A 17,007-nucleotide genomic window follows, 5' to 3' on the forward strand; every position below is an offset into this window, starting at 1 on the left:
ATGTCTTTTGCCTCGGATGTCAAAAAAGAGTTGACTGGTTTAGAAGTCCATCGAGAACACGCGAAAGCAGAATTAGCAGCATTAATTCGGATGAACGGCTCACTTAGCTTAGTTAATCAACAGTTTGTCTTGAATGTACAAACGGAAAATGCTGCAATTGCTCGTCGAATGTATTCATTGCTGAAAGATCATTACCATGCACAAGCAGAATTATTAGTTCGTAAAAAAATGAAACTAAAGAAAAATAATGTTTACATTGTGCGTCTAAAACAAGATACACAAAAAATTCTAGCTGATTTGGATATTATGGATGGGGTCGTTTTTAATGGCAATGTGTCAAATGAAATCATGGGTAACGCACAAAAAATGCGTTCCTATTTACGCGGGGCCTTTATGGCTTCTGGCTCAGTTAATAATCCGGAAACAAGTCGCTATCATTTAGAAATTTTTTCAATTTATGAAGAACACAATAATGATATTTGTAAGATGTTGAATTACTATGACTTAAACGCTCGAACATTGGGACGCCGAAACGGGTATATTTGTTATTTAAAAGGTGCTGAAAAAATTGCCGACTTTTTAACGTTAATTGGTGCCACGAACTCTATGTTGAAATTTGAAGATGTCCGGATTGTCCGTGATATGCGGAATTCAGTAAATCGTTTAGTGAATTGCGAAACAGCGAATTTAAATAAAACCATTGATGCGGCTTCAAAACAAATTGAAAATATTCAATTTATTGAAAGTACAGTAGGGCTGACGTCATTACCGGAGAAACTTCAGGAAATCGCAGAATTACGGTTAGAGTATCCGGAAGTTAGTCTCAAAGAACTAGGGGAAATGATTCCTTCAGGAGCTATTTCTAAGTCAGGTATTAATCATCGTATTCGAAAAATTAATGAATTTGCAGAAAAATTACGAGAAAAAAGTGCGTAACTTTTCTGCTCCAGAAGTGAAGAATAACATTTCCGTTTGAAGTGCTATCCTTCACTTTTTCTTTAAGCGTGTAAAAAAAATTAAAGTGTGCAAAAAGTGTGTAGCGCTGAAATGTAGTGTTGACCTGTGTTTTAAAGAAACGATGTTGGCACGAATGTTGCATGTAATGAAATGCAAGCGATTACTTATTGCTGTTTTTAACTAAAACATTAAAAACTATTGGAGGGGTCAAAATGGTTCAACGATTAATTAGTGCAAATGCATCAGAAATCAAACGGATGTCAAAAGAAGAGCTGTTTCAGAGTATTAAAGCGAGCGAAGGGCGCGTAATTTTATCGGAAAATGTGGTAGTTCATCCATCCGTAGCAGGTGATATCACTTGTGCGGAAATGTCAAAAGCATATGGCGCAGACATGATTTTATTGAATGTTTTCGATGTTAATCAACCGATTGTAGTAGCCGCTTATGAAGGGCAATATACTGCGGAAACATGTGTCCCTAATGATGAGGTTGTTCATCGTTTGAAAGAACTAGTCGGTTTACCGATTGGCATGAATGTCGAACCTGTTGATGAAAATTTAGACTTAACTTCAACAAGAGTTTCAATCGAACCAGGTAGAAAAGCATCAGCAGCTACTTTCAAAAAAGCCAATGAACTGGGTTTGGATTTTATCTTATTGACAGGTAATCCTGGAACTGGTGTGACCAACGACTTGATTGCTAAGAACGTGGCCTTAGCCAAAAAACATTTTGACGGCATCATTATTGCCGGAAAAATGCACAGTTCAGGCGTAGATGAACCAGTGGTCAGTTTAAAATCAGCTGAACAATTTATTGAAGCGGGCGCTGATATTGTCTTAGTCCCAGCAGTTGGCACGGTTTGGGGCATCACTGATCAACAAGTCAAAGAAGTTGTAGATTTTGCACATTCAAAAGGAAAATTAGTTATGAGTGCCATTGGAACTTCACAAGAAAGTGCTCAACCTGAAGTTATCCAAACTATCGGCATTAGAAATAAAATTTTAGGCGTAGATATTCAACATATTGGCGATGCCAATATGGGCTTAGTTGGTATTGAAAATATTAAAGAGCTTTCTGATGCGATACGTGGGAAAAGACATACTGTTGCTAGAATGGCTCGTTCGATTAATCGTTAAAAAAGTGAACAGAGGCACGAATTCAGAAAATTTGAATTCGTGTCTTATGATTTTTTTATTGAAAAACGGTATACTAAAAGAGAAATAAAGGTTTGAAAGGATGAGGTTTTTTATGGATATTTCAGTAATTGATGCAACAAAAGTTAACACAGAAACAGGACTTCACATTGGTGAGAGCAATGCCCCTATCAAAATGATAGAATTTATCAATGTTCGCTGTCCTTATTGCAGAAAATGGTTTGAAGAGTCTGAGGAACTGTTAGCACAATTTGTCAAAAGTGGTAAAGTTGAACGTATCATTAAGTTGTTTGATAAAGAAAAAGAAAGTTTACAACGCGGCAATGTGATGCATCATTACATTGACTATTCAGCGCCTGAACAAGCACTGTCAGCATTGCATAAAATGTTTGCTACGCAAGATGAATGGGGAAACTTAACCTTAGAAGAAGTAGCGACGTATGCTGAAAAAAATCTTGGCTTAAAAGAACAAACAGATGCAACGCTTGTTTCCGCAGTGATTGCTGAAGCCAATGCGGCGCACATTCAATTTGTACCAACGATCATCATTGGTGAGCATATCTTTGACGAAAGTGTCACTGAAGAAGAATTACGAGGATACATTGAAAAATAAAAAAATGGAAACAGCGACGGTCGCTGTTTCCATTTTTTTTTTTTTAATTTAAGGCGCTACTATTTTCCATTACTTCATCGATTAAACCATATTCTTTTGCTTGTTCGGCAGTCATATAGTTATCACGATCGGTATCACGTTCAATCACTTCAATTGGTTGGCCAGTTCGTTCAGCTAAAATTGAATTTAAACGTTGACGAGTGTCTAAAATGTGACGAGCAGCAATTTCAATTTCTGTTGCTTGCCCTTGAGCGCCACCAAGTGGTTGGTGAATCATGATTTCCGCATTTGGTAAAGCGAAACGTTTGCCTTTTTGACCAGCTGTTAATAAGAAGCTACCCATTGAAGCCGCCATTCCTAATACGATCGTTTGGACATCCGCTTTAACGAAATTCATGGTATCGAAAATCGCTAAGCCTGCAGAAACGCTGCCACCAGGAGAGTTAATGTACAAGTAAATGTCTTTTTCTGAATCTTGGGCATCTAAGAATAATAACTGTGCAATCACTGAGTTTGCCACATTATCATCGATAGGGCCGCTTAGCATAATGATGCGGTCTTTTAATAAACGAGAGTAAATGTCATAAGCACGTTCACCGCGAGATGATTGTTCAATAACTGTTGGAATTAAATTCATAAGTAAATCCTCCTATATAAAGAAACTTTTAAAGTCATTCTATCACAAAGCACTTTGAATGCCTATGAAAAGTATACCTCTTTGGTCAATAAAGGTCAACGAAGTCGCTTGAAAAATTTTGTGTCATTTTTTATCCGAAACTTTTGGATTATGTTATACTAAAATGGAAAATTAGAAAAAGAGCGAGGGGAAAAATATGTTTGTTTTTATCGCCGGAATGGTCGGTGTAATCATCGGTGCGCTAATAGTCACAGCAAGTGCCGCCTTACATTCATCTTACAAAGAGCGAAAAGAAGTACGTTATCGTGAACTAGAACATTTGGTTAAAGAAATTGAATCATTGAATTTATTAAATAAAAAAGTCAAAGAAATTTTACAAAAGCGTGAATTATATATAGACAGATCAATTGAATACTTATCGATGGATGATTGTTTCATCAGCATCGATGATTTTATTTATTTGGAATCATTTTCTGCTCAAAATAATTTTTACTTACCAACGTACTTAATTGAAGAATTTTTCAAAAAAATTGCGCATCGTAAAGTCATTTTGACGGCCAGCGAAGTTGCTGAAATGGGTGGGCACACCTATAAAGGCGGCCGTGTTATTTTAGAAAATTTTTCAGACGAGATTCTAGCAATTATTGAAGATAAAAAACGTAAAATGCAGCGTTTGTCTAACGAACCACTTCATTATTTTAAAGCGATTAAATAAAAAAAGAACCAGCGTACCCGCTAATTTTTTGGGGTATCTGGTTCTTTTTCTTGTTGTTCCATATCGGTCATAGTGTCTTCAATTTCTTTATGTAAGAAATAAGAAATAACTGTACGGATAATCACTAAGGTTGCCAATTTCAAAATATCTTGAAAAGTTGGTTTAACAATAGATTCAATAATATCAGCAGCAATTAAAATTTCTAAACTTAACAGAATGTAGCTACCAAGGAAGTTTTTGATGAACGTATTCATTTTTGTTAAGGTAAAGCGGCTTTGATTTTGTCGTTCACTTTTAATGAAATCTTTTCCTGCTAAACAAACACCCCAAACTAAAACAATAATTGAAAAAACATTCAGTCCTAAAATACATAGCTCAAAAAGTGGGGTTAAAAGCGTCATTAACTGATGGGGCCACTCATTCATCGTATTCACTCCTACCAAAAAGCCTTTTCTTTAACTATAACGAAACGGTTGACTAACGTCAAATATTGTTGAAATAAACGGGCTAAACTATTCAGCTTATAGAACAAAACTAAGAAAATTATGAATAGCATCTAACAATTAAGTAAAAGGACTGTAAAGGTTCTTTTACTTTTTTTGTGTAAAAAAAGAGTCTTGAAAAGAATCAAGTAGCAAAAAGTAAGTGAAAACCAACTTTGTCAGTGGATAGTCTTTTCATTAATTTTTAAAAGACAAATTTTACGTTTTCAAGAGCCGAATACTGCCAAGTTTTAGCCTATAAAGGTGATAGAATCAGAAATTGAGTAAGAGATGTGTCACAAAAGCAAGGAGACACATCGACTTGATGAAAGATTTAAGGAGCTGTAGTTGAAGTAAAGAGAAGCAAGTGTCCCAAACACTAGCGAAAGAAAATAGGGAGGATTAAAATGTTTAAGAAAGCAACGAAATTATTATCGACAATGGTGATTGTCGCTGGAACAGTTGTGGGAAATTTCAGTTCCACATTGGCTTTAGCTGAAGGAGCGGTTAAAGCAGGAGATACAGAAGGAATGACCAATACGGTGAAAGTAAAAGACGACAGTCTGGCTGATTGTAAACGGATATTGGAAGGACAAGCTACTTTCCCAGTTCAAGCGGGTGAAACGGAACCGGTTGATTTAGTGGTTGTTGAAGATGCCAGTGGTAGTTTTTCAGATAATTTTCCACATGTAAGACAAGCGATTGATGAAGTTGTTAAAGGCTTGTCTGACCAAGACCGCGTGATGCTTGCTTCATATCGCGGCGGAAAACAATTTATGTTTCCTGATGGAAAGACAAAAATTAATTCAGCTGATTATGACATGAATGTGCGTGTTGATACTCAATTAACCCATGATAAAAGCCAGTTTGTCTCTGGTTTTGGAGACGTTCGGACGTATGGTGGTACGCCAACCGCCCCAGGATTGAAACTCGCTTTAGATACGTACAATCAAACACACGGAGATTTAACGAATCGAAAAACGTATTTCCTATTAGTGACAGATGGGGTCGCTAATACACGTTTAGATGGTTACTTGCATAAAACCAATACCAATGATTCAATCAATGAATATCCAGATCCAAGACATCCTCTTCAAGTCTCAGTGGAATATAGTAATGACTACCAAGGTGCTGCAGCAGAAGTTTTAGCGTTAAACCAAGAAATTACTAACCAAGGCTATGAAATGATTAATGCGTATTGGGAAAGTGTCGAATCTTTAAGTTCAGTGAATTCATACTTTGATAAGTATAAAACAGAAGTGGGTCCTTTTGTAAAACAAGAGTTGCAACAAGGATCTAGCACACCAGAAGATTTTATTACAAGCCAATCTATTGATGATTTTACAACCCAATTAAAACAAATTGTCAAAGATCGTCTGGCGCAATCGACACCAGCAACAGCTTCATTAACGATTGCCAATCAATTTGATATTCAATCGGCGACCGCTACGGACGATGCTGGAAATGATGTGCCTGTTCAAATTAACGGACAAACCATTTCAGCAACTAGTACAGAAGGTTACGTAGGAAACATCACCATTCACTACGAAGTCAAAGAAAATACAGCGATTGATGCAGCAACCCTTGTAAGTAGTGGGACAATGAATCAAGGAACAATTGCTAAGGAATTTCCAGAAGCGACGATTCCTAAAAATGACAATGCGCATGCGTGTGACGTGACGCCAGAAGATCCAACGATTACAAAAGATATCGAAAATCAAGAGCACTTAGATTTAACCAATCGTGAAGATAGTTTCGATTGGCATGTCAAAACAGCCTTTGGCAATGAAACAAGTACTTGGACCCAAGCCAGTTTAGTAGATGATATTAACCAATTATTAGATATCCAAAAAGTCGTTGTCACTGATGAAAATGGTAAAGATGTTACAGCTAATGGCACAGTAACACAAGAAAATAACAAAGTAACTTTTGCAATGAACAAACAAGCAGACAGCTATGACTATTTGAGTGGTCATACATACACAATGACCATTACCACTAAAATTAAAGCAGACGCAACGGACGAAGAATTAGCACCTTATATTGAACAAGGTGGCATTCCCAACCAAGCCGACTTAAACTTTGGCAACGAAGGGGACGTGTTGCATTCCAACAAACCAACGGTAACACCACCTGCACCAACGCCAGAAGATCCAACGATTACAAAAGATATCGAAAATCAAGATCACTTAGATTTAACCAATCGTGAAGATAGTTTCGATTGGCATGTCAAAACAGCTTTCGGTAACGAAACCAGCACATGGACCCAAGCTAGCATGGTAGATGACATTAATAAAGTGTTAGACATTGCAGACGTGAAAGTCACTGATGAAAATGGCAAAGATGTTACAGCCAATGGCACAGTAACACAAGAAAATAACAAAGTAACTTTTGCAATGAATAAAAAAGACGACAGTTATACCTACTTATCTGGTCACACATACACAATGACCATTACCACTAAAATTAAAGCAGACGCAACGGACGAAGAATTAGCGCCTTATATTGAACAAGGCGGGATTCCCAACCAAGCCGACTTAAACTTTGGCAACGAAGGGGACGTGTTACATTCCAACAAACCAACAGTGACACCGCCTGCACCAACGCCAGAAGATCCAACGATTACAAAAGATATCGAAGGTCAAGAACATTTAGATTTAACCAACAGTGACACCGCCTGCACCAACGCCAGAAGATCCAACGATTACAAAAGATATCGAAGGTCAAGAACATTTAGATTTAACCAACCGTGACCAAGAATTTAAATGGAATGTCAAAACAACTTTTGGCAACGAAACCAGCACATGGACCCAAGCTAGCATGGTAGATGACATTAATAAAGTGTTAGACATCACAGACGTGAAAGTCACTGATGAAAATGGCAAAGATGTTACAGCTAATGGCAAAGTAACACAAGAAAATAACAAAGTAACTTTTGAAATGAATAAAAAAGATGACAGCTACTCATACTTAGCTGGACATACGTACACAATGACTATCACCACTAAAATTAAAGCTGATGCAACGGACGAAGAATTAGCGCCTTATATTGAACAAGGCGGGATTCCTAACCAAGCGGACTTAAACTTTGGCAACGAAGGTGACGTGTTACATTCCAACAAACCAACTGTAACACCACCTGCACCAACGCCAGAAGATCCAAAAAAACCTGAACCTAAACAACCGCTAAAACCGAAAAAACCGTTGACGCCTACAAATCATCAAGCACCAACGAACCCAGTCAATTTTGGGAAATCAGCAAGTAAAGGAATTCATTTACCAATGACTAATACAACAGTAAATCCACTTTACATGATCGCAGGTTTAATTGTCCTTATAGTGGCTATTAGCTTTGGCATAACAAAAAATAAAAAAAGAAAAAATTAGACAAACTAAAAAGGAAGAAAAAACATGAATAAAAAAATTTCGTTCAGTCTGTTAATTTTGTTACTTAGTTTGTTGGTAGGTTTTACATTTATTCCGCATAAAAAGGAATTAAGTTTTAATGAGTATCAAGAAAAAAAACACTCTGGCGAAACATTTTATGTTGTTTTAAAAAAGAAAAACTGTTCAGATTGTCAGGATTTCGAGAAACTACTGCAAGCACCTAAACAGGTTTACTATGTAGAATTAACCAACAAAGAGACCATGAAAGAATGGTCAACATTTATCCGAGAAAATAAAGTTTTACATGTGCCATCTATGTTTAAAATAGATAACGGCCATCTCAAGAAAATTGATGGAGAAGGAGATGCGAATCAATTATTCGCAAACTATCCAAAAATAACGAAGTAAAAAGAATAAAAAGACAAGGCAAGTTTCCTTTATAGGAAACTTGTCTTTTTTCTAGTAATAGTCGTTTATTAAATAACATGTGAAATGTTTTACAAATTCATTTTGGTTTGATAAAATAAATTTGAACATATGAATTTATTTTCATTTGTTTTGGAAGGAGGAACGAATGATTGAATTGATTTTACTTTTGTCGGTGATTCTTTTAGGTTTATTGATTGGAAATAAAAGAGTGGATAAGTGGCTTTTTCTTAAAGCATTGCTTTTGTTTTCTGTTATGCTAAGTGTGAGCATCTTAATTTCGGTAGCTATGTATTTATTATTAACAATAGGCGTTGCAAGCGTAATAGGGGAGAAGTTAGAGTCGTTATTTCTTTTAGGGATAGTCGTTATCATCAGTACGAGTCTTTTATTATATTTTTTATTGAATTTAACGACGAAAAAAATTGTTTTACCCATCGCTTTAATGAAAATAATTGAATATTATATTCAATGGGTATTGATTTATGTTACTATTTATCAAGTGATTTTTGATCAGTTTATTGTTTCTTCAGAAGTAAAAAATACGTTAAAAGGAACTATTAATGAGCCAGTCGCAATCATTATTGTTATTTTGCCATCATTTATTTCAATTTGGATTGCCGTTGTTTTATTTAGGATTCGTATGGAAGAACTTTAATCAGATACTTTTAGAATGGAGGAGTTTGTATGTCTGCTTGGCAAACATTTAAAAATGGAACAAGGCAATTTTTTAAAGACATCTTGCAGTACTTATGGTTATTTTTTACTTTAAATGTTTTATTATTATTGGTGGGTGGGGCTTTTAGTTGGGCTACTTCCAACGCACTAAAAACTCAAGGTATTCCTTATCTTTCGTTTAATAACCTGAATTTACTGTTAGAAAAGCCGCTTGCTCTGGTGTTATTAATTCTCTTGTTGTTACTTTTTTTAGGTGCAGTTTTTTATCAGTTTACCTTTTTATTATTAGGGATTTTTCAAATACGGCAAGACCATCGCTTTCATTTTAAAGGAGTTACCAAGGCATCTTTTAAAGTTCTTAAAAAGCAAGGTGCCCGTTCGTGGTTATTCTTTTTCGGTTATTTTGTTGTCATTGTCCCTTTTGGTAACCTAATTTTCCAAAGTAATCTATTGACGAAATTCGTGATTCCAGATTTTATTGTTGAATTTTTGTCCCAACGAATTCCTTACTTGGTGGGGCTACTGGCTTTTGGGTTATTAGTCTGGTATTTAGCTATTCGTTTCATTTACACGCTTCCATTAATGATTTTGGAGAGAAAAAAAGCAGGCGAGGCAGTTAAGGCTAGTTGGTCAATGACAAACAAACGATTATGGTTCATTATTCGTAATATTGCATTTGTGACGATCGCGGTATTTGTTTCAACGTATGTTATTTATGTGTTACTTTATCTTCTACAGTTGAAGTTAGATACCTTGAGCGACACCATTAGCTTGCTAGGTGGTATTTTAAATTTAACGGTTGTCCAATTTTTACAGTTTGTCTCTAATGCTTGGCTTTCAGTATTACTGATTAATTTCTTATATACACAATTAAATGTTCAAGCAGAAACGACGACAAAAGTTGCCTTTGACAAAGAAACGAAACGTAATAAATTAGTGACTATCGGAATGGGCCTAGGACTATTCACCATTTTTGGCGGCTATATAATTTTCAACGCTGTTTACTTAACAGGGCTATTAGAATCAAAACCTTTGATTATTTCGCATCGAGGGGTCACCAATAGTAATGGCGTACAAAATACCATTCCTGCTATGGAAAGAACCATTAAATTTAAACCAGATTATATTGAAATTGATGTTCAAGAAACCAAAGACCATCAATTTGTTGTGATGCATGATGCAAACCTTAAAGAACTCGCCGGCGTTGATGGCACGCCACAAGAATTTACGTTGGCTGAATTAACAAAAATGATTGTTAAAGAAAATGGCCAAGAAGCACCAATTGCCAGTTTTGATGATTATTTAGCGAAAGCAAACCAAGCCAAACAAAAATTACTAGTAGAAATTAAAACGTCTAAACAAGATAGTCAAGGTGCGCTTTCTAACTTTATTGAAAAATATGAACGTCCTTTGATAAAGAATAACCATCAGGTTCAATCTCTCGACTACAATGTGATCAAAGCGTTTAAAAAAGCCAAATCAAAAGTAAAAGTTAGTTTTATTTTGCCCTATAATTTCACTTTTCCAGAAACACAAGCTGATTTGTATACAATGGAAGCTACTACGTTGAATGATACCTTCATTTTAAAAGCTGACCAACAGAAAAAAGCAGTTTATGCTTGGACAGTTAATGACTCAGAGGTACTAAGTAAAATGCTCTTTATGGACGTTGCTGGAGTGATTACCGATGATTTGGAGTTAGTTAATGAAGAAGTCAATGACTTTGAAAAAAATCCATCGTATGCGGATCGTATTTTGCATTATATTTTTATGCTGCCAAGTGTGGCTTCTCAATAAAAAATGAAGAAGAGGGTTAAACGAAATGAAAAAAGAATTTTCGCGAGTACTTCTTAAAAATCAATCTGATGAAATTCTTATCTTAAAAGATCGGCCAGACACATGGAATTTCCCTGGCGGAAAACAAGAACTTGGTGAATCAGCGCTGGAATGTGCGATTCGTGAAATTAAAGAAGAATTAGCAGTGGAAATTACTGAACTTGAAGAAATTTTTACTGGACCACTCGTTTTTGATTCAATCGTTTGGCAAGGACATTTTTATTTTGCTAAACAAGCCCAAGGAAAAGTTACGCTGAACGAACCAAATAAAATTAAAGGCGTACAATTTATTAAGCGGTTTGAGGAAGTAAATTTTTCACCAGGATTAGCTCCGCTATTTGATTATTTAGCGCGTAGTGATTATTTAAAGTTAAATAAAACTAACTGGAAATAGAGAGCATAGGAGTGTTTTTTGCTAGGGCTTTGTCAGAAAATTTGAAGAAGACATAGTTATTTGTTTTATCTTTTTACAAATAAAATTTTTCAGATATATTAGCATCAGAAAGTACAGAATCTAAAAAAGTTGCCATTGTTCCATAAACGTTGGAATGATGGCAACTTTTTATTAATAATTTGTTTGAATTAAGTAGTGGTGGTTAACCATTTAGAGTAGTAACTGGCAATTTCTTCTAATTGAGCATTTGTGGGAAATAAAGAGCAACAGATGATGTTTCGTTCTACCACATCTGGAATTGGAATATTCGTTAATAGTAAATCATAGGACGCTACAACTTCTTTTAAATCAACAGAAGAATCTAAAGTGAATAAGTTGTCAATTGCTAAGATATCCCTAAAACGCTCAGTAAAAAATTTTTTCATAAATAAATTATGTTCAATATCTGTAAAAAAATAGATACCCGTTTTCATTTTCGGAGGCAGTTTATTTAAAGAGGCTTGTAATTCATCCCAACGAATAATTAAGTGATAGATAAATTCATAAAATCTATCAATAGATTTATCATTAAGTATTTTTTTTAGAAAAGGAACACATTTGTCGTAAAAATAAGGATAATGATGAGTTAAATTTTCTAAGAAAAATTTATATTTTGGGAAAAGAATAAAAGCCTCTCCATAATCGGAAACAGAAAGATTATACAAATAAAGAACTATTGCATGGTAATTAGGATTACTGATTGCTAATGCTGTGGCTAGATAATCCAGTAGTTGCTCGATCTGTCTCTTTCTTGTAAGTACTTGTTGATTTTCTTTAGATAAGAAAACTAACTCTTTATAAGATTTCAGATAATGACCATTAAAGAAAATAGATTCTAAGCTATGAAAGAAAGAGGTATCCGTTTTGATAGAAAAGTAGCGGTCGAATAAATGAGAATAATCAGCAAGATTGGAATAAAGTTGTCTATTTTCAGGAAAGAATGCTAAACTACCTGCTTGTTTAAATCTAAGCACGATTGAATAGACATAAAAACTAAATTTATCGATATCAATGTTTCCAGCAAATTTGAGAATAGGTAAAGACTCCTCAAATAGTTGATTAAAAAAAATATTCTGTTCTTTTGAAAGAAGTTGAGTAGATGTCACATAGGATTCTTTCAAGAATGCTATAAAAAAATTTATTATTTTCGTTTCATCGCCACTGAAAGTAAGTGGTGTCGTTTGAATTTTAAAGCTAAACTTTTCTAAAAGTATCTGATTGATACGAGTAATCATTCGCTTAACTGTTGAATTGCTGACGTATAGTGCTTCTGCTAACGCCTCAGTCGAAGGATAGGTGTTGAAAATTAGTTGCTGTAGGAGCCTAAATTCAGGGGCCACTTGTAGAAAACAACTATATACATATTCTATGTTTGTATTGTTAGGAAAATGTAAAAAATATTCTAGGTTTGCAGTTTTAATAATTTCACAGGGAGAAATAATGCTGTTCAAATCAGCTAAATCATTAAGCAAGGTTGTATGATTATATTGGAAGTACTCTTGGATGGTTGTTAATTTTTGATAAGGATTGTCGTACAAAAAATCAATTACTGTTAATTTTCTTTGGAAAGAATCAGATAATAAAGCTCTCATAAATATTATCCTCCATGTTTTCCGCTCAAAATTTATAATTTTTCTTCTATTTTTTGAGCCAAAATTTTTATGCGAATAGAATATACTGTATAAAGTAAAACTATTTGTGGAAAAGATAGTAATTTAATTAAAAAATTTTTTTATATGAATTGGAGTTTTAAGATGAGTAAAAATTTTATTACATATGAAAAATTTGAACAATTTTTAGAAAAACAGGATAAAAATGTTTATGATATTTTAAAATTCATTGCGAGCAGTGAAAAAGTATCGCTTACATATGAAGAATTATATGAAATAACAAATTTATCGGTTCAGACACTGTATGAATTACTTCGTAAATTTATAGAAATACTTCCGGTGATAGATAAGAATCAATCTTTAAGTGTTCACATAGAAAGTTATAATTGTTATTCATTTCATAAAAAACCAAGTTTTACTTTGGATTATTATTTTGCCGTTTTTCTCAGAAGAAGTCAATATTATCGTCTCCTTATAGATTTATTGTATGGGAAGCAACGGACGATTGAACAGTACACTGAAAAATTATTTATTAGTGAGTCTTCAGTCAAGCGAACGATGAAGCAGTTAAGAGAAATTTTGGATGGATTTTATCTGAAAATCATTAAAAAAAATAAAAAGTATCTCTTAGTAGGCGATGAAGAAAAGATTCGCTATTTTTATTTCATTTTATTTAAAATTAGTAGCAATGCACCGGATGATCTATATTCTGAAGAATCAATAAAACGAATACAAACAGATTTTCAAAAAATCTATCCTAATATTACCCAGAATACGTTAGAAAACTTTTTATATTTTTTACATGTTACTAAAATCCGAATGGCGCATGACTTTCGTTTGCAAGCAAAAGAAAATCACTTTGAAGTAATTAATCGATTATTTACGCTGAAAGATTTTGAAACCCAGTTAGGGAAATATATTTTTTTTAATGATGCGATGAATAATCAAGTTGAATTAGAATGTTTATACTTTTTTATCAGTACTGATGAATTGTTAACAATTGAAACAATTTTAAGTGTTTCCGCTTATCTTTCTCCAGCTATCTTATCGGAAGAAGCTTTTTTGATTGGGAATACAATTCTTTATCAGCTTTCTCAATTTTTTGACATAAAGTTTAGTCCAGAAGAATATTTCTATCTCGGTGCAAATTTTTATTTAAAAATAAAAAAGAGTGAAATTTTTTATTACTATCACTTTGAAAAAAAGTATTTAGATAAACCTATTGAGAAATACATCAATAAGTTATTTTCCGATTTTTCAAAATACTTTGAACGAAATACTGGAGAAAAGCTGCCTTTACCAGTTGACTATCTTCAATTAATTCTCTTAGAAATACTTTTAGAAAAAGATAAAAAAATTAGTGTGTTAGTTTACAGTGCGCTTGGAGATAGGGACAAAGTTCGGATTGAGAAGAAACTACAAAAGTTTATTACAATTCCTATACGTTTTGTTAATCGTTTAGAAGAAAACCCACAATTGATTATCTCTAATCGTTATCTGAAAAGTAATCAGAAGATTCCGATTTTTTATATTAGAAATTACTTTATGAACACTGAATTAAACAATATCTCAAAGTTTGTAGAAGAATTGTATTTTTTAGAGAAAGGATATAACCAATGAAAGTGAATATAATTTGTATCGGTAATAATTTGAATAGTATTTATAAAGATGAAATAGAAGAATATTTTGCGGAAAGTAACCATTATTCAGAGAAGGAATTAAAAAATATCAAGCCAAATAAAGAGGAGATTTATCTTATCTATCACTCGAATGAAGTAGAGAATGATTTGAAATATGAAGTGATTATAGCATTGTGTAAGAATTTTAAAGTACCTATCTTTGTTTTGTCGGATTGTCTGTCCTGTTCCGAGCAAATCATCTATTTGAATTTAGGGGTCATGGGTTTTCTGACAACAAAATTTACACCAGCAAATATCAAAACAATTTTAGCGAATAATTATTCTTTTTTCCAAGAATTGAATCAACAAACTGAGGCGATAGAGGCTCCCTTAAATTTTCAAATAAATTCACAAGAAAGAAGTCTGCGCATAGGTGATTCAAAACAAGTTCAATTAACAAGGTTAGAATTTAAATTTTTTAATTCTTTGTACCATAAAAAAGGCCATGTTGTGAATTATGAAGAAATCGCAAAAAATATATGGGAAAAAGAAACGTTTGAGAAAAAAGATACAGTTCGTTTGTCAATTATTGCTAAGCACGTCAGAGAAAAACTACGAGAAATTGCTGGGAATTCAGACTATATTTATACGGTGCGCTCGATTGGTTATAAGTTTAAAGAAAGTTGTTAAGGAGGAGTTCTTATGGTAAAAAAAATTAGTTTATTCATGATGATTTTTATGACAATTGCTGGTTATGGTCTTTCGGTCTGTGCTGAAGAAGATCAAGCAATTCCATATAGTGCCACAGCAATCATTCCTGAGAACCAACTAAATAAAAATGTCAGTTATTTTGATTTACTTGTTTCAAAAGGAGAAAAACAAATAGTAACTATTCAAATAAACAACAGTAGCGACAAAAAAATAAAAATAAAAATCACACCCAATACAGCTAAAACAACTAGGAATGGAACGATTGACTATTCTGGTATGGATTTAAAGAATACGGATAATCTAAAGTATCAGTTTGATAAACTCGTATCAAAAGAGCAAGTGGTCTCGATTGAACCTCATACAAAGAAAAACGTTGATTTTGTATTATCTATACCAAGGGAGGAGTTTCCAGGGATTATTTTAGGTGGATTTTATATTCGAGAAGAAAAAGATGAACAACAGGTACAGTCTTTAAATAAGACTGTTCAAATTACTAACGAGTTTTCTATGGTTATTGGCTGTCAATTAAGAATGAATGAGGAAAAAGTGCCCAAAGATTTTCAATTAAACAAAGTTAAACTAGGTACGTATGGTGGCTATTTTTCAATTATTTCTTCTATTTCTAATGTTTCTGCGTCGTTAGTTTCATTCTATTCTGTTGAAAAAACGATTCAAGATATGAATAGAAAAGAAATAGCAAAGTTTAAAAAAGAAGGGATTTCCATCGCACCTAATAGTATTTATGAAGCGCCAGACAAAATTGAGGAAAACAAGCTTAAACCAGGTAAATATAAGATGCTACTGACGATAGAATCGAGAGATAAAAAAAACAAGTGGCGTTTATCTGAGGATTTTGAAATTACATCTAAAGAGAAAAAAGGTGTCCAAAATGAAGCAATACCGAGTACCAAAATCAGTAATCGAAAAATTATTTATTTAGTCACCTGTATCTGGTTTGGGCTAGTTATTTTATTACTTATGATATTACTTTTAAGAAAGAGAAGAAATAGGGATAGATAAGAACGAGTTGTTCTTATTTATATATATATTATTTAGGAGGAAGAAAGATGAAGAAAACGATTTTATTTTCAATGTTAGTAGGATCAACATTATTTTTAGGTAAGGAGGCTTTGGCAGTTACACCTGCAATTTCAGAAGGAACTGCGACATTACAAGCACTTACGGAAGAGGAGGCTGGCCCAATTACGCCGCAAATTACAGATCCAGAAAACCCCAACGGAACGGGTCAAACTGGCCTTCTAACATTGGACGCTGTTCCTAGTTTTGATTTTAAGGGGGAAGGATTATCCGGTCAATTTATGGACACATTAACACCAACCCAAATTGAAAATGGGTATGAAAAAAATGCTCAAATTACAGATCGAAGAGGAACTGGAGCAGGTTGGAATTTAAGTTTAAATATCTCAAGCTTTAAAAGCGCGGATGTCGCACTCAAGGGAGTTAACATCACAATTCCCGTTAGTCTTGAAGCGGGAACAGATAATACCTCTGTAGCCCCGTCAATTGTTAAATCAATTTCTGGTATCGTAGATCCGGTTTCAGGATTTGATGTGGGAACGGTTATGTCAGCCAATGTCGGTGAAGGATACGGGACTTGGATTTCTAAATTTTCTGGTGCATCTTTGAATATTGCAGACGGGAATTCAGCTGGTAGTTACAAAAGCACTTTTACTTGGACAATCGCGCAAGTTCCAATTGGTGAATAGCAAACAGACGCATCCAACTTAC

Annotated in this window: 15 protein-coding genes and 1 pseudogene; 13 read left to right on the forward strand and 3 right to left on the reverse strand. The window is 33.9% G+C overall.

Annotated features, from left to right (window positions below; translation table 11 throughout):
- From whiA to IGJ52_RS02975, 3 genes are all read left to right on the forward strand, one after another.
- Nucleotides 1-936 (forward strand): DNA-binding protein WhiA, encoded by a 936-nt coding sequence (whiA, locus tag IGJ52_RS02965; protein WP_002358736.1) that lies wholly within the window; start codon nucleotides 1-3, stop codon nucleotides 934-936.
- 233 nt (nucleotides 937-1,169) lie between these two features.
- Nucleotides 1,170-2,093, forward strand: coding sequence for a DUF7916 family protein (locus IGJ52_RS02970; RefSeq protein WP_438791890.1), 924 nt, complete (start codon nucleotides 1,170-1,172; stop codon nucleotides 2,091-2,093).
- A gap of 112 nt (nucleotides 2,094-2,205) precedes the next feature.
- A complete protein-coding gene (locus IGJ52_RS02975; protein ID WP_010715045.1) occupies nucleotides 2,206-2,724 on the forward strand; it encodes a DsbA family protein in 519 nt (172 codons plus the stop codon).
- A 43-nt stretch (nucleotides 2,725-2,767) separates the two neighbouring features.
- Here IGJ52_RS02975 and clpP read toward each other — a convergent pair whose 3' ends face one another.
- Complete coding sequence (gene clpP / locus IGJ52_RS02980) at nucleotides 2,768-3,361, reverse strand: ATP-dependent Clp endopeptidase proteolytic subunit ClpP (protein ID WP_002355633.1); 594 nt, start codon at nucleotides 3,359-3,361, stop codon at nucleotides 2,768-2,770.
- A 196-nt stretch (nucleotides 3,362-3,557) separates the two neighbouring features.
- Between clpP and IGJ52_RS02985 the strand changes: the two genes are divergently transcribed.
- Nucleotides 3,558-4,076, forward strand: a complete 519-nt coding sequence (locus IGJ52_RS02985; protein ID WP_002420012.1) for a hypothetical protein — start codon at nucleotides 3,558-3,560, stop codon at nucleotides 4,074-4,076.
- Nucleotides 4,077-4,096: 20 nt separating this feature from the next.
- On the opposite strand, the gene IGJ52_RS02990 is transcribed toward IGJ52_RS02985, so the two are convergent.
- On the reverse strand, nucleotides 4,097-4,501 hold the full coding sequence (locus tag IGJ52_RS02990) for a DUF1622 domain-containing protein (RefSeq protein WP_002383026.1): 405 nt from the start codon (nucleotides 4,499-4,501) through the stop codon (nucleotides 4,097-4,099).
- 464 nt (nucleotides 4,502-4,965) lie between these two features.
- On the opposite strand from IGJ52_RS02990, the pseudogene IGJ52_RS02995 reads away from it, so the two are divergent.
- The 5 genes and pseudogenes from IGJ52_RS02995 (at nucleotide 4,966) to IGJ52_RS03015 (ending at nucleotide 11,279) form a co-directional block, all read left to right on the forward strand.
- Nucleotides 4,966-7,945, forward strand: a pseudogene (locus IGJ52_RS02995) (isopeptide-forming domain-containing fimbrial protein).
- Nucleotides 7,946-7,969: 24 nt separating this feature from the next.
- Nucleotides 7,970-8,353, forward strand: a complete 384-nt coding sequence (locus tag IGJ52_RS03000; protein ID WP_438791891.1) for a bacteriocin — start codon at nucleotides 7,970-7,972, stop codon at nucleotides 8,351-8,353.
- Nucleotides 8,354-8,519: 166 nt separating this feature from the next.
- Nucleotides 8,520-9,029 (forward strand): SA1002 family membrane protein, encoded by a 510-nt coding sequence (locus IGJ52_RS03005; protein ID WP_002383029.1) that lies wholly within the window; start codon nucleotides 8,520-8,522, stop codon nucleotides 9,027-9,029.
- Nucleotides 9,030-9,058: 29 nt separating this feature from the next.
- Nucleotides 9,059-10,846, forward strand: a complete 1,788-nt coding sequence (locus tag IGJ52_RS03010; RefSeq protein ID WP_002420071.1) for a glycerophosphoryl diester phosphodiesterase membrane domain-containing protein — start codon at nucleotides 9,059-9,061, stop codon at nucleotides 10,844-10,846.
- Nucleotides 10,847-10,871: 25 nt separating this feature from the next.
- A complete protein-coding gene (locus IGJ52_RS03015) occupies nucleotides 10,872-11,279 on the forward strand; it encodes an NUDIX hydrolase (protein WP_002363212.1) in 408 nt (135 codons plus the stop codon).
- Nucleotides 11,280-11,467: 188 nt separating this feature from the next.
- Here IGJ52_RS03015 and IGJ52_RS03020 read toward each other — a convergent pair whose 3' ends face one another.
- Nucleotides 11,468-12,910: a helix-turn-helix domain-containing protein gene (locus tag IGJ52_RS03020; protein ID WP_438791892.1), complete on the reverse strand. Its 1,443-nt coding sequence runs from the start codon at nucleotides 12,908-12,910 to the stop codon at nucleotides 11,468-11,470.
- Between the two features lie 162 nt (nucleotides 12,911-13,072).
- Here IGJ52_RS03020 and IGJ52_RS03025 point away from each other — a divergent pair, with 162 nt between their 5' ends.
- From IGJ52_RS03025 to IGJ52_RS03040, 4 genes are read left to right on the forward strand one after another with little or no spacing between them, the layout of a single operon-like run.
- Nucleotides 13,073-14,548, forward strand: coding sequence for a helix-turn-helix domain-containing protein (locus IGJ52_RS03025; protein ID WP_010827184.1), 1,476 nt, complete (start codon nucleotides 13,073-13,075; stop codon nucleotides 14,546-14,548).
- The gene (locus tag IGJ52_RS03030; protein WP_002383033.1) at nucleotides 14,545-15,237 is read left to right on the forward strand and encodes a winged helix-turn-helix domain-containing protein; all 693 of its coding nucleotides are present in this window, start codon (nucleotides 14,545-14,547) and stop codon (nucleotides 15,235-15,237) included. Before IGJ52_RS03025 ends, IGJ52_RS03030 begins: the two co-directional genes overlap by 4 nt.
- A gap of 12 nt (nucleotides 15,238-15,249) precedes the next feature.
- Nucleotides 15,250-16,278 carry a DUF916 domain-containing protein gene (locus IGJ52_RS03035; RefSeq protein ID WP_289854153.1) on the forward strand — a complete coding sequence of 343 codons (1,029 nt, stop codon included), beginning with the start codon at nucleotides 15,250-15,252 and terminating at the stop codon, nucleotides 16,276-16,278.
- 47 nt (nucleotides 16,279-16,325) lie between these two features.
- Nucleotides 16,326-16,985 carry a WxL domain-containing protein gene (locus IGJ52_RS03040; RefSeq protein ID WP_289854154.1) on the forward strand — a complete coding sequence of 220 codons (660 nt, stop codon included), beginning with the start codon at nucleotides 16,326-16,328 and terminating at the stop codon, nucleotides 16,983-16,985.
- Nucleotides 16,986-17,007 lie beyond the last annotated feature (22 nt).

It is taken from the genome of Enterococcus sp. DIV1758, from assembly GCF_051711985.1.
Taxonomy (GTDB): Bacteria; Bacillota; Bacilli; order Lactobacillales; family Enterococcaceae; genus Enterococcus; species Enterococcus faecalis.